Genomic DNA, 21,638 nt, shown 5'->3' with positions numbered 1-21,638 from the left:
TTCCACTTCAATCAACTTAGTTTTTTCACTATGAAAATTTCATTAGATAGAGGTCTTAGATAAAGGGGGTTCGAGAAAAATGGAATTAATCACAAACGACCGGTTTCAGCAGGTTATTAAATATATTCGTGCCATGTTATTTATCGGAATTATCCTATCAATCTCTTTCTTTCTTTTGGTTGGCGGTGTTTGGATTTATGCGAAATCCAAGGGCGCTCCTCCCCTTTCTGTTACGCAGTCATCGATTTTCTATAGCAAGGACGGGGCGATAATTGGAGAGGCTCATAGTGGCGAGAAGCGTTACTGGGTCGGACTCGAGGACATTTCCCCTTATTTAGTTGATGCGACGGTGGCGGTGGAAGATAGACGTTTTTTCACCCATCACGGGTTTGATCCTAAGCGAATCGGTGGTGCCATCCTTGCTGATATTAAGGCCCGTGCAAAGGTGCAAGGAGCTAGTACCATTTCGCAACAATATGCCCGTAATCTTTTTCTTGTTCATGATAAGACGTGGAAGCGAAAATGGGATGAAGCCCTTTATACGATTAGGATTGAGGCTAATTACTCGAAAGAAGAGATTCTTGAAGGCTATTTGAATACGATCTACTATGGTCATGGCGCTTATGGAATTGAATCGGCGTCTTATTACTATTTTAACAAGCCTGCAAAAGAGCTGACATTAGCGGAAGCCAGCATGCTTGCAGGTATTCCGAAAGGTCCAAGCGTCTTTTCACCTTATGCAGACAGCGAACGGGCACGACAAAGGCAGGAAATTGTCTTGCATTCCATGGTGGAAAACGGCTCTCTTACGATAAAAGAAGCGGAAGAAGCACTCGCACAGCCGCTAACATACGGAAATCGTGAGCATTTGCCGAAAGAGTTCATGGCCCCTTATTTTCAAGATGCTGTTCGAGCGGAGATTAGAAATGTTTTGGGTCTGCAAGAAGAGTTAGAAATGGGTGGGCTTCATATTTACACTACGTTGGATCCTTCTCTCCAGGCTATTGCCGAAGAGGAAGTGGAGAAAACGTTCGATCCGGAGTCTGATATGCAGGTCGGCTTCGTTTCTATGGATCCGAAAACGGGGAGAGTGCTTGCGCTTGTAGGCGGAAGAGATTACGAAGAAAGCCCGTACAACAGGGTGACGCAGGCAGAAAGACAGCCCGGTTCGACTTTTAAGCCATTGCTGTATTATCGAGCGCTTGAGCAAGGATTCACGCCATCTACCGGCTTTAGAAGTGAAGTGACAACCTTCGAAGTCGATAACGGTCGCTCGCAATACACGCCTCATAATTTTAATAATTACTATGCGAATGATGTGTTGACGATGATGCAGGCTTTGCCATTATCCGATAACGTCTATGCGGTTAAAACTCACTTACTGCTTGGCGAAAAAGAATTGACCAAACAGGCAAAAGAACTTGGAATCCATTCTAAAATAAAGGATGTCCCTTCTCTTGCATTAGGTACTTCCCCTGTCCGGGTACTCGACATGGCCAATGCCTACAGTGTTTTTGCGAATGGTGGAAAAGAAGTGAAGCCTGTTTTTATTGAGAAAGTTGTGAATTACAAGGGAGAAATCCTTTTTGAGCGGGAAAAAGAAACGAAGCAATTACTGGATCCTGATGTAACATTTGTCCTGAATCATATGATGACCGGAATGTTCGATCCGGCCTTGAACGGCTATATGGCCGTAACCGGGAATGCGATTCTCGACAAGCTGACAAGGCCTTATGCCGGAAAATCAGGGTCCACAGAAACGGATAGCTGGATGATCGGGTACACCCCGCAGCTGGTCAGTGCTGTCTGGACAGGCTATGACCGTGATCAATCCATTACGCTTTGGGCGGAAAAACATTATGCAAAAAATTTATGGGCAGGATTCATGGAGCGCGCGCTCGACAATAAATCTGTTGTGGCATTTGCACCAACAGAAGGAGTTGTCGGGGTGCAGGTCAATCCGGAAAGTGGCCTTCTTGCCACAAGCGATTGTCCGGTTTCAAGGCTAAGCTATTATATTAAAGGAACCGAACCAACCGAATACTGCATGGCGCATTTAGAAGATGTAAAAGAAGAGGAAGCAGTTCCTGAAGAACAACCGAAAAAAGAAAATAAAAAATGGTGGAAACGATTTGTACCTTGGATGTAATGTATAAGAAACACCGCTGTTGATTTCCGCAAACGGCTTCGCTTTCCTAGGGGCTGACGTGAGACTCCTCGGCTGCGCCTGTGGGGTCTCCACCTAGCGCTATCTCCCTCAAGAGTCTTCGCCTTTTGCTCCAATCAACAGCTATATGCCTCAAAGAACAAATAGTATCCTAAAAAAGTTAAAACCCCCGGGATGTCTCCCGGGGGTTTTAGGTGTCCTAGCTTTCCATGTGTTCTACACATGTGAGTTTAATTTTACTTTTTTTGTCGTAATAACTCAAGTGGGTAGAGTCGAACATTCAAAAAAATGTCACATCTTTATTTTTGATATCCTCTTGACAAACTAGTTTGTTGCTAATTGCTTTTTGAGGTCATCGGAAGCTCTTTCCCACATTCCACTGTCATGAGACTCCAAATAGTTTTGCAAAATAGCTTTAGAATGGTCATCCATATGCTCCACCATGATATGGCGTTTCATGGACTTATCCATTTTATTCACGTGCTCCGGCAGTGACTTGTAGCCTCGGCGAATTTCACGATCCACCGTCATTTCACACGCTGTCACTCCTGCATAATACGGCCCTTCCTGCTTGCGGTCGATGGTTACCCACACAAGCCAGTATGGTTTTCCGTTCGGCACGTCCTCTTTGTTGGGAAGGAACTTAATCCCACGCTCTACCGTACTGCGGGCATGCATTGCGCCAATATCGACAAATGCTTCCCCACCCTCCACATCTACAAATACAGGCGAAACATTATCAAGGCTGAGCGCCCCGATTCCAAATCCTCCGTGCCCATCTGTCGGGTCATTTTTTATAATATTAAAGCCAATTGGTTTTTTCTTCTTTTCCTGATCCATATTCTAGCCCCCTTGCCATTTGTTTAGCTGCAGCGACAAAACCGATCCTGCCGCTTGCGCTTTTCTTTACATTATACAATAATTTACGGGAGAGTTAAAAACATTCAAAGGAGCGATTTCAATATGCCATATGTAACTGTTAAAATGCTTGAAGGCCGCAGTGAGGAACAGAAAAAAGCGTTGGTGGAAAAAGTGACAGCTGCTGTCAGCGAAACGACCGGTGCACCGGAAGAGAAAATCGTCGTCTTTATTGAAGAGATGACAAAGGGCCACTATGCGGTTGGCGGTAAGCGATTAAGCGATCAATAAATGTTGAGAGGGATTCGGACAGGCTCTCGAATCCCTTTTTAGTTCAGTAATTCACTTAATTTTTTCTTTTTCTCCTCTACCATTTTTATATCAAGCGGCTCGAAATATTCCTCTTTAATGCTTTCTACTAAAAACTCCCACATGTTCTTAACCTTGTCCTTCATCTCCTGATTGCTTCCCTCGGCTATAAGAATCAGGCACTCCAAGATCGTGAGTACAACCGAAATATCCCGTTCTCCGTAAATTCGAATCTGATAAAAACCGGTGTACAGGATTTCTTCAAAGGTCCGTTGCGGAATCGTCACCCGTTTCTCTTTATCTTCATCCAGGTAAGTAATCGCGTCTGAATCGACCTCACCAAAATCGATCAGCAGCCTGCTCATGTACCGAATGCAGTTATTGGCCGTATTAGGGTCGTTTATCCCTGGAGATATTGCTCGCAGGGCCACTTCCGCGAGTTTTTGCAAAGCAAACTCCCCGTCCTGAAGCGGTGTACGCTCTTCTCCCACCTCGATGAAAGCGGTCAAGTCCAAATCTTCTGGTTTACCTTTTGTAAAATAAACAATGGCGATCACGCTACGTTCCGTTACAAAGTCACCAATGCGTTTATTGAAAACAACCTGAAAACCTTGCTCCTTCGCCTTGGCTGCCAACCCTTCTGCATCGATGACTTGAACATACCCTGTGGCTTTTGGAGTGAGTTCCATTTTTTCTTGAAAAGAGGTCGCTGAAACTTCCATCTTTTCAAAAAGTATTTTTTCGGCTTTATAGAGTAGCTTTTTCTTTTTTACTGTAGCAATCCCCTCTTTCATAACCCTCTCAATAAGCTTGCTGACCTGGATGGAGCGTGCGACATGGTGAATGAAAAAGACAAAGTATCCAACACAAATCACAGCGAGAATCACGCCAACCCCTGACGCTAACACTCGCTGCTCATCTAACCAATCTTTCATGAACAATAAGGACAACACCGTATAAATAAAGGACCCGACAAACACTCCCAGCACATGCAAGGTTGTCTTTTCTGTCATGAAATCTTGCAGTGTCCTCGGGGAGAACTGACTCGAATAGGTTGTCAGCACCACCATGATGGTGGAAAACGAAATAGTCGTCATCGTGAGAATTGCGGTCGCAATCGAACTCAAGATGGTGGTGCTCAAGTCGACGTTAGTGAAAAATATTTTCGGAAGGTTGTTCTGTACCGAATCCGCAAAAACGGTGTCTACCGTTATGACAATCGCTGTTAGAATAAGGCTTGCCAATGCGTAAAGGCTTGGCACAAACCATATTTCCTTTCTTACTCTTAAGGTCCACTTTTCCATATGTATGTTACTCCCCTTTTTGTCGGCTTTTTATAGGTAGCATTCCCTTTTTGGGGTGGAGGTAAGCCTGTTGTCTTGCCATGGGTGTGGTTATCCGAAGAAATTTTGCCTTTTGAGAGGGCCATTTCTGGTTATTGTGACTTTTTCTGCCGTTATTATGACTTTCTTGAGGGGGATTGTGACTTTTCAGGTGATGATTGTGACTTTTTCAGAGATTATTGTAACTTTTAAATTTTTCCATATAGAAAAAGCCCAAAAGGATCCAACCATCCTCTTGGGCTTCTTACAATTATTGTGTGATGCATGCACGAAGGCTTTCGATATAATCGTAGGCCTCGTTCACTTCGTCCTCTGTATATCGCTGCTTGCTTTTTAACGTAAAGACTTTCTCCTTAACCTCTTCCCGCGGCAGGTTCTCAAAGAATAGCACCGTGGAAACAAGCTCTAAAAAGCGAGAGCTCTGTTCATTCATCCTTGTCATGCACTCGTTCAGATGCGGCATCTCCAGGTCGTAGTGCGTGAGAAACTCCTCCCCATTTTCCGTCAGGGAATAGCGATATTGCGAGTAGCCCCCTTTGTTTTCTTTGAGCTCGCTTAAAAAGCCGAGATTGCAAAGCTCCTCTACTCTTAATGTCACTTCTTCTGAGTATGGTCCGTAAAAATGGAAATTGTACTTTTCATAAAATGGGTAGTTTAGCTTTTTGGCTATATACACCATTTTCTGCAGCTTTTTTCTCCCAATGACTTCACCTGCAGATGCAAACACCTTCATTAATTTTGCGTGATCTGTCAACAAACCCTTTCATCTCCTAACCTTATCCGTTGCCTATATTCCTAGTATCTCTCTGATTTTTTTCTTTGCCGCTTTTTTTGTCGTTAAATCTTCTAGCATGTCTTGTGGAAAATAAAGCTTGTGATCGGTTCTTCTTTTGCCGGATATGGCATCCACAATCTCAGATTCCCTCGATAGCTCACGCACATCCCCGTTTGGCATAAGCAGGTGAATCGGAAGGCGCTCCTCTTCTTCTCCCGGACGATAAAAGTCGTATGGCAGGTCGGACGAGGAATCCACCACTAGATAGTATGCAGGGTCGATGCCCGCTTTCTTAAAGAGACTTGTCAGTTCCATCAAGTCCATCATTTGCTTATTAGGATTAAATTCGACGTATTTAAACAAATTCCTGTTCATAAATCGTCGACATAAGTCACTTAATATCGAATCTTCTTCTTCCTGCCAGGATTGGAAATAATACATAATGACTGCTTCATCAAGCTTTATGTAGTCCTCCACTGAAATTTCTTCCTCAAAAAGAGAGTAAAAATGAACAGGATGATATTTAAAGGTGTAATATTCTTGATGTAATTGTTTCGCACGGTGCAATATTTTCGTCAAAATCACTTCTGCACTTCTTGTTACAGGGTGAAAATAAACCTGCCAGTACATTTGATAGCGGCTCATAATATAATCTTCCACCGCATGCATCCCGCTAGACTTGATAACAACCTGATCTTCTCTCGGGCGCATAACGCGCAGAATCCGCTCCATATCAAAATGCCCGTAACTGACACCAGTAAAATAAGCGTCACGCTGAAGGTAGTCCATTCTGTCAGCATCTATCTGACTAGAAATCATGCTAACCACTAATTTATTTTTATACGTTTTCGCGATGACCTCGGCCACATCTTTCGGAAAATCCTTATGGACTTTTTTTAGGACGGCGTTTACTTCCGTGTCCCCAAGAATGATGGCTTGAGTGAAATCTTCATGATCTAAGTGGAACACCTTTTCAAAGGAATGGGAAAAAGGACCATGTCCCAGGTCGTGCAGCAAGGCAGCGCATAGACATAACAGGCGATCATCCGGATTCCAATCCTGTCTTCCCTCAAATCCGTCATCAATGATGCGACGGACAATCTCGTATACTCCCAATGAATGGTTCAGTCTGCTATGCTCCGCACCGTGGAACGTCAAATAGGTGGTACCAAGCTGGCGAATTCTGCGCAAGCGCTGAAATTCCCTTGTCCCAATCAAATCCCAAACGACCCTGTCGCGCACATGGACATACCTGTGCACAGGGTCCTTAAACACCTTTTCTTCACTCAGTTTTTCGGTTGCATAACTCATTTCATTGACCTCTTTATTTTCGGCATAATATTTATCTAACTCTATTATATCGTAAATATTTTACAAGAAAAGGTGGGTTTTGGTTAAACACCTGTTAGTCTGCGTTCCGGGTGTTCGCTTATCCTTAGGGCTGTGCTTGAGGCTCCTCGGCTTCGCCTGTGAGGTCTCAAGTCTACCGCTATCTTGCCTCGGAGTCGGACACCCTGCACTCCGCCTAACAGGGGAAACTCCCTCTAAGGGTTTACCCTACTTCGTTGCCTCTTAGTCTTGCTTTTTTCTAGAAAAGGCGAATAAAAAATCACCTATGCAGGGACACAGAGGCGATTTTTTATTTCTTTAGCTTTTTCACTATTTTTTCTATCAGTTCATCTTCTGTTGGGGCGGAGACAGGACGGTTGTTTACGAATGCAAACGACTTCTTTCTTCCCGGCCCGCAATAGGATTGACAGCCCACTTCCACACATGCGCCCTCGTCCACTTTTTTGAGTTTCGGGATCAAGGTTTTCACATTGGTAGCATCGCAGTCATCACAAATGCGAAACTCATTTGCCATGGTTCTACACAGCCCTTTCTATTCAAAAAGTGAGTGGAATCACTTTATCGTTCATTAGCTAAAAGGTATTTTACAGGGAATCCATGGACAATGCAAGTTCGTTTCTATGAGATTCTTGGCGAAATGCTGACAGATAACAATCTAGTAATTTTTTCTATGAATATGTATAAATATTTTTTTCTCCGTCAAAAATATAGACAGAACGATGATTAGATAAGGGAGTTGGATTATATATGAAAGATCGTCAAGATGCTTGGTCTGAAGAAAATGATTTATTGCTAGCAGAAACCGTTCTGCGCCATGTCCGTGAAGGAAGCACCCAATTGAATGCATTTGAAGAAGTAGGCGACAAACTGAACCGCACATCCGCTGCATGTGGATTCCGCTGGAACGCAGTGGTGCGCCATGATTATGAAAAGGCACTGCAGCTTGCAAAAAAGCAGCGAAAGCAACGTCAGCGTGCGCTAGGGCAGCCTACGAAGAAGTTATTGTACACACCACCTGAGACTGTAGTGAATGAAGACCTGCCGTTTGTGTTGGAACAAATAGAGGAAAGACCGCTTGAAGGTACAGAGGTAAAACAACCGATGACTGTTCCACAAACTAGAGTGGAAAGAAGAGCAGCAGAACTGAAAGCTCAACCATCTTTTGCAGGCTACGGGAGCGGCATGGGAATGGGAATAGAATCTTCTTTATCTATGGAGCAAGTAATTAGTTTCTTACAAACCATGAAACACTCAAACGTTCATACTAGTGCTCTACAACAAGAAAATGAGAGATTAGTAAAAGAAAACGCAGAACTTGCGCGCGCCAACAACGAACTGGAAAAACGCGTCCAAAAACTGCAAGCCGAACAAGTCACCGTCCAAGAAGACTACGAAACACTCATGAAAATCATGAACCGAGCCCGCAAACTAGTCCTCTTCGACGAAGAAGAACACGTCCCATCCAAATTCATGATGGACCGCAATGGTAATTTGGAGAAACTGGCGGAATAGAAATAAAAGGGGTCTGACCCCACTTACGTTAATGCGTTAAAGTGGGGTCAGACCCTTTTACTTTTCTCCCAGTACTTTTTCGTTTCGTTCGACGATTCTTGAGTAGTATTGTTCGTACAGCTCCAATTCCTGGCCTTGGAGGGTGTTGGCGAAGATGGTGCCGCTAATTTCTTTAAGTGAAGTCAGAAGGCGCAGCATAACATCTTGTACTGTTAGGTTCTGACCAGTGAGCTCTGTCAGGGAAGCCATCACGTTTGGCACAATGGTAGGAAAAGCAAACTTGGTTGTTTCGCCTTGAAGGGAGCGTTTGTAGAATTCTCCTATCATCTTTGCTCGCTCTGATCCGCTTCCGTTAATGCATAAGTAAATTTGGACAGCCACTCCACCTCGGATACGGCGCTGAGAGATGCCTGCAAATTTTTTGCCATCAATGCTAAGGTCGTAGCTTCCAGGACAATAGGAACCGACAATCTCCTTGGCTTCCATGTTGTATGGCATATCGCGGAACATATGCTTTGTCAGCTCCCACATGGCATCATATCCACGATTGATATCAATTGCCTTCTCCCCTTCCGGAAAAACAAGGGAAATATTCAGGACTCCTTGGTCAAGGACGACTGCAAGACCACCTGAATTCCTGACGATTACCTCATAGCCTTGACTGTTCAAATAATCAATCCCTGCTTGTAAATGAGGGAGACGCGTGTCTTGAATACCTAAAACGACCGTGTTATGGTGCACCCACGTCCGACATGCCGCTCCGCTATCCCCTTTGCCAACAGCGGTGCATAAAGTGTCATCCATCGCAAAAGATTGCAATGCATGAAAATTTGTCCCTAAAGACGACTGATCTATAATTCGCCAGCTCGGCTGCTTCAACAACTGCAACGCAGGCGTGTAAATTGGTTGTGTTGGTTCTGTTGGATCTACCATAATTATTAATGCTCCTCTTAAATTCCGGACTAAAAAGCTTCATTAGCATTATAATACATGCTTTGGGAGAAAAAAATACCCTTTGGGGGTCAGACCCCCAAAGGGTTTTGCTTCTTTCCGTCGAATAATTAAAAGAGGTATGTGCTTTGGCGGCACATACCTCTTTTTTTTCTGTTTTTTAAGCATGCATTGAGTATTCGCTTTTGTTTGTTAGTTTACCGCTTGTCCTGCTGTGATTAGTGCTAGTTTGTAGACGTCTTCTACGCTGCAGCCGCGGGAAAGATCGTTTACTGGCTTGTTGAGGCCTTGCAGGATTGGGCCTACAGCTTCGAAGTTTCCTAGGCGTTGGGCAATTTTGTAGCCGATGTTTCCTGCTTCTAGGCTTGGAAATACGAATACGTTTGCGTCCCCTTGAATTTTAGAGCCTGGTGCTTTCTTTTCCGCTACAGAAGGTACGAATGCCGCGTCAAATTGAAATTCTCCGTCCACCACAAGCTCTGGTGCGCGTTCGGAAGCGATACGCGCCGCTTCTACTACACGCTCTGTTTCAGAAGATTTTGCAGATCCTTTTGTAGAGAAGCTTAGCATCGCAACTTTTGGATCAATGCCGAACATGTTCGCTGTTGCCGCGCTCTCTACTGCGATTTCTGCAAGGTCATTGCTATCAGGGGAAATGTTGATCGCGCAGTCTGCAAATACATACTTCTCGTCGTTACGGACCATGATGAATACACCCGAAGTCTTGCGTACGCCTTCTTTCGTTTTGATGATTTGAAGGGCTGGACGCACTGTGTCAGCCGTTGAATGCGCCGCTCCACTTACAAGCCCCTGTGCACGGTCAACGTGTACTAGCATCGTGCCAAAATAATTCGGGTTCAACAAGATTTTACGTGCATCCTCTTCAGTCGCCTTCCCTTTACGACGCTCCACGAATGACGCTACAAGCTCGTCCATGTTTTCGTATGTTTTTGGATCATAAATTTCCACGCCGTCCAATGTCAACTTCAACTCGGAAGCAAGTCCGTTAATCTCGTCCAAATCCCCAACCACAATCGGTTTAACCATGTTTTCCGCAGCCAAACGAGCAACTGCCGTTAATACACGCTCGTCATTGCCTTCTGGGAATACAATCTTAATATCTTTTCCTGCTACTTTGTCTTTTAATGTTTGAAATAAATCGCTCACAAAGGTCACTCCTTAATCCGCTTTATTTTTGCTTCTATTGTTTAGGATACTCCTTCAACATGGAAAAGCAACCGGTACCCTCTATTGTTATCGCTTACAGAAAAAAGTCTTTATTTTCTAAAAAAACTGCTCCATCTATGCCCTACTATTGTATCTGAGCTGACCTTTACTATTCATGAAGCTTTCACAATTTCAGAGTTTTACTTACAGGAAGTCATGGGGAAACTGTGATATAGTAAGGAAGGATACATACACAATCTTGTTAAGGAGTGATTGTAATGAGTGAAGCAGCTCAAACATTGGACGGCTGGTATTGCCTCCATGATTTTCGTACGGTAGATTGGGCCCTTTGGAAGACGCTTTCTAGCGAAGAACGCCAAACGGCTATTAATGAATTCCTCGGACTTGTGGAAAAGTGGAACACAGTTCAGTTAGAGAAGAACGGAAGCCACGCATTGTACTCCATCGTGGGTCAAAAAGCGGACTTCATGATGATGCTTTTACGTCCGACGTTAGAAGAGTTGAATGACATCGAAAACGAATTTAACAAAACAACTTTAGCTCAATACACAATCCCTGTGCACTCTTATGTGTCGATTGTGGAGCTTAGTAACTACTTACCAGAAGGCGAGGACCCGTATCAGAACCCACAAATCCTTGCTAGACTATACCCTGAATTGCCAAAAGCAAAGCATGTCTGCTTCTACCCGATGGACAAGCGCCGTAACGGAGAAGACAACTGGTATATGCTGCCGATGGAAGACCGTCGTCGCATGATGCGCAGCCACGGCATGATCGGCCGTCAGTATGCTGGAAAAGTGAAGCAGGTCATCACTGGTTCTGTCGGTTTCGACGATTACGAGTGGGGCGTAACTCTGTTTGCGGACGAAGCACTTCAATTCAAGAAGCTTGTGTATGAAATGCGCTTTGACGAAGTAAGTGCACGCTTTGGTGAATTTGGTGCATTCTATGTTGGAAACCTGTTAGAAGAAGATCGCGTTTACTCTTTCTTACACGTGTAAAATAAAGATTGTTTGTTGACGTCAAGTCGCCCGGCTGGTTTTCCAGTTTGGTTGCTTGGCGTTTTTTGTTGGTAGTTAATTTTTGGCACTCTCTGTTACCGAACTCTGTGATTTTTCCTTTCTTCAGGCCTTGAGACGCCTTCTCTGTTACCGAACTTTTGGATTCTTTCTTCCTTCGGGCCTTGAGACGCCTTCTCTGTTACCGAACTTTTGGATTCTTTCTTCCTTCAGGCCTTGAGACCCCTTCTCTGTTACCGAACTTTTGGATTCTTTCTTCCTTCGGGCCTTGCGACGCCTCCTCTGTTACCGAACTTTTGGATTCTTTCTTACTTCAGGCCTTGAGACGCCTTTTCTGTTCCCGAACTTCTGGATTCTTCCTTCTTTCGGGCCTTGCGATGCCTTCTCTGTTTCCGTTTTACTTTTTGAGACGTGGCTTTAGGCCTTGAGACGCCTCCTCTGTTACCGAAGTATATGATTTTTCACCGCTTCCGGCTTAGATACTTCCACCTCCTTCCCTTCTCTTACCCCTGTCATATTCCTTCTCTAATTTTCATACAATCAAGTAGTGCGACTTAATTATTTGAACCTTAGCAACCCTTTTTCCGCCAAAGAGCTTGCTATAACTCGAGGCGTGAAGATGGGAGTTATTTCTCACAATGAAGCAGATAAAAGTTTTGAGGAGGGAATGACAGATGAATCAACAGTTTTCACAGGCAGCAGGTGCCCCATTTTCAGCGGGGTACGGAGCAGATCCTTACTCATCCTATTACAGAAACTATGGACAGCAGTGGTATGGCGGCGGTGGAGGCGGAGGTTTTCCGATGCAACAATTGCAACAACAGCCTCAACAACAGCAAGTTGCGGGGCAGCAAACAGGCATACCGTCTTATCCTACACAATTCCAATCTGGCGGTCCGCAAGGTGGGCAGGATGTGCCAGGCATGTTGCCGCTAGAACAATCCTATATTGAAAATATTCTTCGCTTAAATCGAGGTAAGCTGGCAACTGTGTACATGACATTTGAGAACAACCGGGAATGGAATGCCAAAATATTTAAAGGAATCATCGAAGCAGCAGGACGCGATCACATCATCCTAAGTGATCCGCAAACCGGCAAACGTTATCTTCTCCTAATGGTCTACCTAGACTACATCACATTCGATGAAGAACTAGACTACGAATACCCATTCAACAGCGGAGGCCAAGGCCTAACCCAGTACCAACCAAGATAAAAAACGAGCTAAAGAACAAATAATAAAAGGGTCTGACGATGCTGTGTGTTAACGTATTAACGCACAGCGGGTCAGACCCCTCTTTATCTCTCTACCTCTTTAAAACTTCAACGCAATAACCTAAACCCTTCATTCAAAACCCCTTATCCTTTGACCGCTGCAACAATGATTAGCACCCAGCCAATGAGGAAGGCTACGCCGCCTAGTGGGGTGATGGCTCCGAGTATTTTTATGCCGGAGAGGGTGAGGATGTACAGGCTTCCGGAAAATAGGATGATTCCGATGAGGAAGGACCAGCCTGCTCCGTTTAATAGGCCTGTGCTATTGAAGCGTTCCATAAGCAGGGCCACGACAAAAAGTCCGCCGGCATGGAACATTTGATAGGTGACACCTGTTTTCCAAATCTCAATCATTCTTTCGGATACTTTTCCTTCAAGTCCGTGAGCTCCAAATGCCCCGAGAGCCACTGCCAAAAATCCGTTTATTGCTGCAAGGATGATAAATAAATTCATATCTGTTTTTCCACCTTTCAAAAGGTCTGTTATATTTCTTCAATATAATGAATTATATAGTATTAGCTTCCCCTGACCAAGCGGGATACTAAAACCTAACCTGCTATATGACATGTAAGTACACACAATGTTCACTTCTCGCCACACCAAATAAAAAAACACCCCACCGCTCCAACAAGCAAAGCGATAAGGGCATTTATGAATTATCTAGAATGAAGATAAATCTGCAGAGCCTGTTTGAGCTCCCTTTCTTTCTTTTCCGTTTGTATATGATAATGATCACCATCTATGTTAGACAAAAAGTCATTATATCCATGTGAATGTAAGAATTCATTGACACTTGTGACGTCTTCTCTAGTCGAGAGCAAATTCTTCTGCCCAACAAAGTCACCATTTACATACACTTCGTAACGATCGTGAGAAAGTTTTGTCGACGAGTCAAAATTAGTGCTAACGTACGCCGCCATTAAACCATACATCGATCCGTCTGTACCACCAGGCATGTAAAACACCTCCATTACTTACTGGGGTGTTTATAGTTTAAGTTACCACACCGTTTTTAGTATGGTAAGTTGTGGGGAGAAACCCTAAAAGAACAATAAAAACCCCTCTTTAACCCTTTAAATAGTTAAAGAGGGGTCTGACCCCTTTTATTAAAAATCAAACAGTGAGTCCCCATTCGCGTCGTCTTCTTTGATTGGTTTGGACGGGGCGTTTGTGATGGTTGGTGGTTGGGTTGGCGGCGTGTAGATAGGTGCCGCTTGTTCGAAAGATACGGGCGCCCTTTGGATGCTACGAGCCGTTGAGGCCGCAGCTGGTTGAGTTGCAGTCCTTGCCGAAGTCAACACATCCCCTTCCGAATCCGTCTCCAAGGCCAACTCACACAGGGATTTTATCGCAGCAAGGTGCTCCCGCTTTTTTTGCACATTTCCGGTATCTATGGCCTTCTCCAGTTCCGACTCCAAGCGTGCCAAAACCTTATCCAGCGTAATGCTCATCCTTCTTCCCTCCTTGTCCTGAGATCCAATAATGTTTATTAATAATACGGCGATATCATCAGGTACACAATAACACCTGTCAGGCTGACATATAACCATAATGGCATGGTCCAGCGCGCAATCTTCCGGTGTCGTTCTTTATGCATGCTTAGCCCTGTAGCCAAGGAGTACAAGGCCAAAGGCACGATTACGACAGCCAACACGATGTGAGTTAGTAAAATAAAAAAGTAAATGGAACGAATAATTCCTTCCCCGCCAAATGGAGTGGACTCTGTTAAGGAATGATAGGTCACATATGTAACTAAAAACAAGGTGGTGGATGAAAAAGCCGCCAATATAAAGCGACGATGGACCGTTATATTTTTCTTTTTGATGGCAATTAAGGCGCATACCAAAAAGACAAAAGTAAAGCTGTTAAAAATCGCGTTCATCATCGGTAAAAATGTTAAATCGACGTGCGCTAACCCTTCATATTGAGGTAAGAAAAACAATACGACAACCAGTGCATTTACCGCGATCGAAATGCCGATGATCCATGGAAGGTAATTTATTTTTTTCATAGTGAGCTCCTTTTACACATAATACCCGTTCTGGCTGGGTTTTATTGGTGAATCTTTTGCATCAAACTTCAAACAAGGACTTCCGGAAGAACGAAACACGGCAACGGAAGGCAACTGATTTGCCTTAAAACCGAATGCCCGACAGCCTTTTGGAAACTTGGCATCCCACGTGACATAGTAATGCTTACATTTTAAGCAATTAATACGTTTGGCCATGCTCCCCACCCTTTCCTCTCGAATCCCTTCTTGTCCAACCTCCATTCTACCATTTTCCATCTTCCCATAACATATAAAACCTGTGGAGAAATCACTCCACAGGCTTCATGTTCACGATTTATTCATGTTTATGGATGCGATGTTGGCTGCCAAATCTTCGGCGGTCTCTTTCACTGTATCGACCGTGCGTCTCATGTTGTTCGATAGATCGACTTGATGATCTGCAGCTTTTACAACCTCTCCCATCTCCTCTGTCAATTCAGATGAGGATGCAACCAAGTCATTTACCGAATGGACGATTTCATTTACTCCGTGACTTATCTCTTCCATGGTCACCGTAATATGAGTGCCCTGCTCTAGCAATGCCCCGCTATTAGTGGCTATTTCCTGGAACAGCTTGGCGGACGCTTCATTTTTTTCATTTGTCTGCTCGATTGTTTCTTTGAAAAGCTGGAATTCTTTCAGGACTTCATTGGTATCTTCTTGAATGCGACCAGTAATGCTGTTAATTTGCTTGGAAAAAAGATCTGTTTGGCCGGAAAGCTTTCGGATTTCTTCTGCCACCACAGCAAATCCTTTTCCAGCCTCCCCTGCCCTTGCCGCTTCAATGGAGGCATTAAGGGCTAGCAAATTGGTCTGGGTTGTAATCTCTGTTATTCCTTTAAGGAAGCTGTTCGCTTCATCAATATCTACTTTTATTTTGGTAAAACGATCTACAATCGTTTCGGTCTCCTTCGAAGATTGGTGCATGTCTGCCACCATCTGTTTTAATGATTGTGCCCCTCTTTTCGATAGGCTCTCCATTGCTTCCAGGTTGCGTTTCATTTCATCTACAATGCTGTAAATCTCCTGCGTACTGGCGGAAGCCTGCTCTGTTACGGCAGATATCGCTGTCGTCCCTTCATACTGCATAGACACTTTTTTGGTTACTTGTTCAGAACGCTGTTTAATCTCAGCTGATTCTTCTAAGTTCTGTTCCGCTGCTACCAAGAGCTCTTTCATGACAAGCTGAAGACGTTGGTTTGCACCAATACTCCCTTGCATAAGTTGCTCTATATTTTGCCCCATGGTGGTGAGAGAAGTTTCAATTTGCCCGAACTCATCTTTTCTAAAAGAAGATTGCTCTGCTTCATATAAAAAGTCCCCCTCCTGATAGGCGTTCACGCGACCAAGAACCTGGTTGACTCCCTTGTTGAATGCTCTCCTGAACATTAAAAGGGCAAAAATCGGAACGAATACAAGGATACCGAGCGTCACTAAGGTCCATAGCTCCGTTGATTTTACTTTATCCAGAATGACCTGTCTATTTTCATCATTAAAAGCCTGTAGAAACTGCATGCCACTATCATTGGCACGCTCTATTTGATTACGGGCTTTCGCTAGGTCCTCCGATGTCGTGATTCGAACGCGGTCCATGTTGGCAGCATTCGAAACATCGCTAATAATGTCGAATTGTTTTGACAATGTTTCATGTGAAACAACAAAATACTGCTTCAACTGACCAAATTCCTCAAATTTCGTAAAATAAGGCTCGAATTCCTGCAGCTTCTTCTCGGTTTGCTCTAAGTTTTTCTCAATCTTTTCAACATGTGTTTTGGAGTATCCACTTGATACAACAAAGTACATATCGGCCAAAGTGCTTTGATAAGATTGTACGAGTTCAAAATAACTCTCATTGATCTTGGTTATCTCATCTAACTCATTGACGCCCTTTTGCACCTGCATGCTATTCAGCCAAATAACAATGGATGCTGCCAAGCCTATGCTTCCGATTAATAAAGTCAAAACCAAAAGTCTTTTCCTCAAATTCCCCATATTTCTACCCCCTACACCCTTTTAAATGAAACCGTTTGCACAAATAGCCACTTTCGTATCTCTCTTTTATTTTATTTCGGCATCTAGCGTGTGGGTCTTTAGTATCACCCTTAACTTTTTTATTAAAAAGAGGACACGAAGTTATAATTCCTCCGTGTCCATCCTATTACATCTTTTCTTTTTGTTGTATCAGTTGTTTCAGCTCAGCAATCTCGTTTGTGATTTTCGCCAACTCTTTTTTACTGACCTCAATTTTCTCTTCTTTTAATTCCTCTTCCTTAGCTTCCTGAATGTTGTTCAAAATTTCACCGACAATTAGGTTCAAGACGATAAACGTTCCAACCAAGATGAAGGAAACGAAATATACCCATGAAAGTGGGCTTTCAGCAAATATGGGACGGAATACCCCGCTTGCCCATGATTCCAATGTAATGACCTGGAACAGTGTTACAAGCGCTAAATGCAGCGATCCGAAATATTCTGGTGAGATGTCTCCATAAAGCAAGACTCCTAATACTGCGTAAATGTAAAAAACAAGCGATAATAGCATCATGATTGTTCCAAGCGACGGGATTGTTTTTAGAAAAGCTGTCACAAGACGCTGTAAGGATGGTATGACGGTAATGGCCCGCAGCACCCTTAGGACACGTAAAATCCGGATGGCGGAAATGAAATAGGTTCCGCTAAAAAAGAGGACCCCAGCGACAATGACAAAGTCAAATACATTCCATCTGCTTCGGAAGAAATGATGAATTTTCTTCTCTGCCAGCATCCGTAAAATGATTTCAATGGTAAAAAACCATAAAAAGAACACTTCAAAGCCATGAATCAGTCCTGCGTATTCTGCTCTTAAGTCTGGATAAGTTTCTACCCCGATTAAGATTGCGTTCAAGAGGATAACAAACATGACGGCATTCATAAAACTACGGTGTTGGACTATATGTTGTATCGTTTTTTTCCAAGTTTGCATTCGTGCACTTCCTCAATTATTCTTTTTCAAGGCGTTAACCGCCAATCGATTGCATCTTCCCCGATTTCTTCTAGGATGGCATTTACCTTTGAGAATGGCCTGCTGCCAAAGAATCCTTTCCGTGCAGAAAAAGGGCTTGGGTGCGGACTTTTCAGGATAAAGTGACGACCATTTGTAATCAATGCTTCCTTTTGCTCCGCATGTTTACCCCAGAGGATGAAAATGACTGGCTTGTCTCGTTCATTCAATAATCTGATGACTTCATCGGTAAAAAGTTCCCAGCCCTTTCCTTTATGGGAGTTCGGACTGCTCTCTCTCACCGTCAAAACCGTATTTAATAATAACACACCTTGCTTCGCCCACTCCATCAAAAAGCCATGATTCACAGGCTCTAAACCTTGATCATCATAGAGTTCCTGATAGATATTTTTTAGGGAAGGCGGAATTCGAATGCCCTTCTGCACAGAAAAACTCATACCGTGTGCCTGACCCTTTCCGTGGTAAGGGTCTTGACCTAGTATGACGACTTTTACCTCTTCATAATTTGTTGCCTCAAAGCTTGAGAAGATGTACTTTTTTTCAGGGTAGACGGTTTGTTTGGCATACTCGTCTTCCAGAAAGTCCATCAGTTCTTTAAAATACTTTTGGGACGACTCCTTTTCCCACAAAGTTTTCCATGTTCCACTAACATTTTCCACCTGTTTGTCCCTCCGTTCTTTCCTGTCTTTCTTACTTTATCATATAGAAGAATTTATGAGGCCTTGAAGTTTTCTGTATGAATGGTTTTGTCCTTATTTTTTCATACTAACGACGAGGCCTATCATTCTGAGTTCCACTGCAGATGTGATATAGTGATTGGTAAGTAAATAAGGCTTAATAAAGATTGAATTCCTCCCCCGTAACAGATAAAATAAAATACTTGGGTAGGTTATTTTTTCAATGTTTCATACTTATTTTTGAAATTGTTACATTTTTACATAATTAATCAGCCTAATCAACAGTAATGTTATAACACATATTTTAAAGAATAGTACATAAAGCGAGGTTCTTACGGTGAGTAAAAAAGAAAATCCGACATCTTTAATTGTCATTTTTGGTGCAACAGGAGATCTAGCGAAACGCAAGCTATATCCTTCCATCTACCGTCTTTATAAAAATGGTAGCATCTCTAAAAACTTTGCTGTTGTCGGCGTTGCAAGACGTCCACTCACAAATGAGGAGTTCCGTTCCAATGTGTCAAATTCTGTAAGCAGCGTGGCAAATGGTGACGGAAATGTAGAAGAGTTCAGCTCTCACTTCTATTATCATCCTTTTGATGTGACTAGCAGCGAATCTTACCAACAGCTAAAAGGATTGTGCGGTGAGCTAGATTCCGACTACGAAACAAATGGTAATAGAATTTTCTATCTTGCCATGGCACCCGAGTTTTTCGGCACTATTGCAACGAACCTAAAGTCAGAAGGCCTGACAGAAACAGATGGCTGGAAACGCCTTGTCATTGAAAAACCGTTCGGACACAATCTTCCATCTGCTAAAGAATTGAATGCTGAAATTCGTCAAGCGTTCGACGAATCCGAAATTTACCGTATCGACCATTATCTTGGAAAAGAAATGGTTCAAAATATTGAAGTAATCCGTTTTGCCAACGCCCTTTTCGAGCCGCTTTGGAATAATCGTTACATCTCAAATATCCAAATCACTTCCAGTGAAGTACTTGGAGTCGAGGATCGCGGACGTTATTATGAAAATTCTGGCGCCCTTAGAGATATGGTGCAAAATCATATGCTTCAAATGGTTGCGCTTCTTGCTATGGAGCCCCCAATCAAGCTGAATCCAGAAGAAATTCGCAGTGAAAAAGTAAAAGTCTTGCGTGCGATGAGAAAGATTGAACAAGATGATGTGGAGGACTATTTCGTGCGCGGTCAGTACGGAGCAGGGATTGTCGACGGCAACCAAGTCCAAGGTTACCGTGAGGAAAATTCTGTGGACCCTAACTCCAATACGGAAACATATGTAGCAGGAAAACTGCTGATTGACAATTTCCGCTGGGCTGGTGTCCCAATCTATATCCGTACCGGCAAAAGAATGACGGAAAAGTCCACAAAGATTATCGTTCAATTCAAGGATATTCCGATGAACCTATACTATAATCGCGGGGAAAAAGTGGATCCTAACCTTCTAGTCATCAACATTCAACCGGAAGAAGGAATCACCTTGCATTTAAATGCTAAGAAATCGGGTAAGGATGTAACAACAACACCTATCAGACTTGATTACACGAACAATTGCATCGATGGTATTAACACACCAGAAGCTTATGAGCGCCTGATCTATGACGCAATGCGTGGTGACATGACAAACTTCACCCATTGGGATGAAGTGGCCCTGTCTTGGAGCTTTATCGATGAGATCTCCAAAGCGTGGGAAAACACGAAAGCATTCGACTTCCCGAACTACGAATCAGGTTCCATGGGTCCAAAGCAGGCCGACGGGCTATTGCAAAAAGACGGCTTCCATTGGTGGCCATTGTAAGCACATGAACGCTTTTTGAACGCTAGTGCTTGGAAATTAGAAGGGAGTTTTTTTACATGAAAGTTTATGACGTTTCATCCCCTATTTACACGGGAATGCCAGTATATAAAAATAAACCGGAAAAGCAGCCTAAACAAACAACCAACACAAACGGTTATGTCACTGAAACACGCTTGGAGCTTGATGTCCACACAGGAACACATGTGGATGCCCCGCTTCATATGGTAGTCGACGGCGAAACAATCGAAACCTTACCATTGGAAAAGCTTGTCGGCCCTTGTAAAGTGTTTGATTTGACTGCAGTGGAGGACCGCATTACGGTGAAAGATATCGAAGGACTTGATATTGGCAAGGACGATTTCCTTTTATTTAAAACGAAAAACTCTTTTGATGAAGAGTTCAACTTTGACTTTGTGTATGTAGCAGAAGACGCAGCGGCTTATTTGGCTGAAATCGGCGTAAGTGGCGTTGGCGTCGATGCACTTGGCATCGAGCGCAGCCAAGAAGGCCACCCGACACACAAAACTCTATTCGCAAATGGTGTAATCATCATTGAAGGCTTGCGTTTGAAGGATATCGCAGAAGGCGAGTACATCATGTGTGCAGCGCCATTGAAGCTGAGCGGTGTGGACGCATCCCCAGCACGTATTGTTTTGATGGATATGCAGTAAGATTTGAGTAGATTGGCCACTCTACCTTGGGAATTTGGGGGTAGGGTGGTTTTTTTGCGTGCATTAGGGGCGCATGTGGGGGTGTGCGGACCATGTGAACTGGTGGATTTTCGGGATATCAATAATTCTGGGATTATATCGAGAGATTTCGGGATATATCAAGAAAACTGGAGCGGATAAAGAGTGTTACTGTTTGGGATTTGGGTAAGCTGCTTCGGGCCTTGAGACGTGGTCTCTGTTACCGTTCGGGCTTTTCGTGAGCTGCTTTGGGCCTTGAGACGTGGTCTCTGTTACCGTTTGGGATTTTTGTGAGCTGCTTCGGGCCTTGAGACGGCTTCTCTGTTACCGTTTGGGCTTTTGTGAGCTGCTTCGGGCCTTGAGACGGCTTCTCTGTTACCGTTCGGGTTTCGTGAGCTGCTTCGGGCCTTGAGACAGCTTCTCTGTTACCGTTTGGGCTTTTCGTGTTTGTAATGGTAAGATAATTCCCTTTCACGATAACCCCAAGATTCTATTTCGAGCAACCAAAAGTCAGATATCAACCAACTCACCACTCTGATAAAACAACAGCCACCACAAAAAAAACAAATCCCCAGCCCCCGCCTCCAAGATCGGTAGAGCTTATGACTGCACACCAGTCACACCACATGACTCCTAACGCCGTCGCCTGTTTGAATCAAA

General features: G+C 43.7%; 22 protein-coding genes. 7 read left to right on the top strand and 15 right to left on the bottom strand.

The window, feature by feature from the left end; all coding sequences use genetic code 11:
- The first annotated feature begins 79 nt into the window (after nt 1–79).
- On the top strand, nt 80–2,149 hold the full coding sequence (locus HC179_RS13605) for a transglycosylase domain-containing protein (protein ID WP_168864799.1): 2,070 nt from the start codon (nt 80–82) through the stop codon (nt 2,147–2,149).
- A gap of 342 nt (nt 2,150–2,491) precedes the next feature.
- Here HC179_RS13605 and HC179_RS13600 read toward each other — a convergent pair whose 3' ends face one another.
- Nucleotides 2,492–3,007 carry a YwhD family protein gene (locus tag HC179_RS13600; protein WP_168864798.1) on the bottom strand — a complete coding sequence of 172 codons (516 nt, stop codon included), beginning with the start codon at nt 3,005–3,007 and terminating at the stop codon, nt 2,492–2,494.
- Between the two features lie 102 nt (nt 3,008–3,109).
- On the opposite strand from HC179_RS13600, the gene HC179_RS13595 reads away from it, so the two are divergent.
- The gene (locus HC179_RS13595; RefSeq protein ID WP_481747977.1) at nt 3,110–3,316 is read left to right on the top strand and encodes a 2-hydroxymuconate tautomerase; all 207 of its coding nucleotides are present in this window, start codon (nt 3,110–3,112) and stop codon (nt 3,314–3,316) included.
- 38 nt (nt 3,317–3,354) lie between these two features.
- On the opposite strand, the gene HC179_RS13590 is transcribed toward HC179_RS13595, so the two are convergent.
- The 4 genes from HC179_RS13590 to HC179_RS13575 form a co-directional block, all read right to left on the bottom strand.
- Nucleotides 3,355–4,638 carry a DUF2254 domain-containing protein gene (locus HC179_RS13590; protein ID WP_168864797.1) on the bottom strand — a complete coding sequence of 428 codons (1,284 nt, stop codon included), beginning with the start codon at nt 4,636–4,638 and terminating at the stop codon, nt 3,355–3,357.
- A 289-nt stretch (nt 4,639–4,927) separates the two neighbouring features.
- Nucleotides 4,928–5,434 carry a YwgA family protein gene (locus HC179_RS13585; RefSeq protein ID WP_168864796.1) on the bottom strand — a complete coding sequence of 169 codons (507 nt, stop codon included), beginning with the start codon at nt 5,432–5,434 and terminating at the stop codon, nt 4,928–4,930.
- A gap of 30 nt (nt 5,435–5,464) precedes the next feature.
- Nucleotides 5,465–6,763, bottom strand: a complete 1,299-nt coding sequence (locus tag HC179_RS13580; protein ID WP_168864795.1) for an HD domain-containing protein — start codon at nt 6,761–6,763, stop codon at nt 5,465–5,467.
- A gap of 328 nt (nt 6,764–7,091) precedes the next feature.
- The gene (locus tag HC179_RS13575; protein ID WP_060664674.1) at nt 7,092–7,316 is read right to left on the bottom strand and encodes a YuzB family protein; all 225 of its coding nucleotides are present in this window, start codon (nt 7,314–7,316) and stop codon (nt 7,092–7,094) included.
- Between the two features lie 233 nt (nt 7,317–7,549).
- Here HC179_RS13575 and HC179_RS13570 point away from each other — a divergent pair, with 233 nt between their 5' ends.
- On the top strand, nt 7,550–8,314 hold the full coding sequence (locus HC179_RS13570; RefSeq protein ID WP_168864794.1) for an RsfA family transcriptional regulator: 765 nt from the start codon (nt 7,550–7,552) through the stop codon (nt 8,312–8,314).
- Nucleotides 8,315–8,371: 57 nt separating this feature from the next.
- On the opposite strand, the gene lipL is transcribed toward HC179_RS13570, so the two are convergent.
- Complete coding sequence (gene lipL, locus HC179_RS13565) at nt 8,372–9,247, bottom strand: octanoyl-[GcvH]:protein N-octanoyltransferase (protein ID WP_168864793.1); 876 nt, start codon at nt 9,245–9,247, stop codon at nt 8,372–8,374.
- A 210-nt stretch (nt 9,248–9,457) separates the two neighbouring features.
- Entirely contained in the window at nt 9,458–10,432 is a 975-nt protein-coding gene (gene pta, locus HC179_RS13560; RefSeq protein ID WP_168864792.1) for a phosphate acetyltransferase, read from the bottom strand.
- Nucleotides 10,433–10,710: 278 nt separating this feature from the next.
- Here pta and hemQ point away from each other — a divergent pair, with 278 nt between their 5' ends.
- On the top strand, nt 10,711–11,454 hold the full coding sequence (hemQ, locus tag HC179_RS13555) for a hydrogen peroxide-dependent heme synthase (protein ID WP_060664677.1): 744 nt from the start codon (nt 10,711–10,713) through the stop codon (nt 11,452–11,454).
- Nucleotides 11,455–12,146: 692 nt separating this feature from the next.
- Nucleotides 12,147–12,686, top strand: coding sequence for a spore coat protein GerQ (gerQ, locus tag HC179_RS13550; protein ID WP_168864791.1), 540 nt, complete (start codon nt 12,147–12,149; stop codon nt 12,684–12,686).
- 143 nt (nt 12,687–12,829) lie between these two features.
- Here gerQ and HC179_RS13545 read toward each other — a convergent pair whose 3' ends face one another.
- The 8 genes from HC179_RS13545 to HC179_RS13510 form a co-directional block, all read right to left on the bottom strand.
- Nucleotides 12,830–13,198 (bottom strand): DUF423 domain-containing protein, encoded by a 369-nt coding sequence (locus tag HC179_RS13545; RefSeq protein WP_168864790.1) that lies wholly within the window; start codon nt 13,196–13,198, stop codon nt 12,830–12,832.
- 203 nt (nt 13,199–13,401) lie between these two features.
- Nucleotides 13,402–13,701, bottom strand: a complete 300-nt coding sequence (locus HC179_RS13540) for a hypothetical protein (RefSeq protein WP_010197523.1) — start codon at nt 13,699–13,701, stop codon at nt 13,402–13,404.
- A gap of 150 nt (nt 13,702–13,851) precedes the next feature.
- A complete protein-coding gene (locus tag HC179_RS13535; RefSeq protein WP_168864789.1) occupies nt 13,852–14,196 on the bottom strand; it encodes a YwdI family protein in 345 nt (114 codons plus the stop codon).
- Between the two features lie 38 nt (nt 14,197–14,234).
- On the bottom strand, nt 14,235–14,756 hold the full coding sequence (locus tag HC179_RS13530; protein ID WP_088019814.1) for a DUF420 domain-containing protein: 522 nt from the start codon (nt 14,754–14,756) through the stop codon (nt 14,235–14,237).
- A 12-nt stretch (nt 14,757–14,768) separates the two neighbouring features.
- The gene (locus HC179_RS13525) at nt 14,769–14,972 is read right to left on the bottom strand and encodes a hypothetical protein (RefSeq protein ID WP_240948534.1); all 204 of its coding nucleotides are present in this window, start codon (nt 14,970–14,972) and stop codon (nt 14,769–14,771) included.
- A gap of 111 nt (nt 14,973–15,083) precedes the next feature.
- Nucleotides 15,084–15,722 carry a methyl-accepting chemotaxis protein gene (locus HC179_RS21375; protein ID WP_481747976.1) on the bottom strand — a complete coding sequence of 213 codons (639 nt, stop codon included), beginning with the start codon at nt 15,720–15,722 and terminating at the stop codon, nt 15,084–15,086.
- Between the two features lie 1,231 nt (nt 15,723–16,953).
- Nucleotides 16,954–17,757 carry an ion transporter gene (locus tag HC179_RS13515; protein WP_168864787.1) on the bottom strand — a complete coding sequence of 268 codons (804 nt, stop codon included), beginning with the start codon at nt 17,755–17,757 and terminating at the stop codon, nt 16,954–16,956.
- A gap of 26 nt (nt 17,758–17,783) precedes the next feature.
- Complete coding sequence (locus HC179_RS13510) at nt 17,784–18,455, bottom strand: uracil-DNA glycosylase (protein ID WP_168864786.1); 672 nt, start codon at nt 18,453–18,455, stop codon at nt 17,784–17,786.
- Nucleotides 18,456–18,810: 355 nt separating this feature from the next.
- Between HC179_RS13510 and zwf the strand changes: the two genes are divergently transcribed.
- Nucleotides 18,811–20,289 carry a glucose-6-phosphate dehydrogenase gene (zwf, locus tag HC179_RS13505; RefSeq protein ID WP_168864785.1) on the top strand — a complete coding sequence of 493 codons (1,479 nt, stop codon included), beginning with the start codon at nt 18,811–18,813 and terminating at the stop codon, nt 20,287–20,289.
- A 56-nt stretch (nt 20,290–20,345) separates the two neighbouring features.
- The gene (locus tag HC179_RS13500) at nt 20,346–20,960 is read left to right on the top strand and encodes a cyclase family protein (RefSeq protein ID WP_168864784.1); all 615 of its coding nucleotides are present in this window, start codon (nt 20,346–20,348) and stop codon (nt 20,958–20,960) included.
- Nucleotides 20,961–21,638 lie beyond the last annotated feature (678 nt).

This window comes from Bacillus sp. RO1 (assembly GCF_012524115.1).
In the GTDB taxonomy this organism is placed as follows: domain Bacteria; phylum Bacillota; class Bacilli; order Bacillales; family Bacillaceae_I; genus Sutcliffiella_A.
Note: the sequence above shows the minus strand (reverse complement) of the source record. Positions and strands in the feature narration are given on the sequence as shown.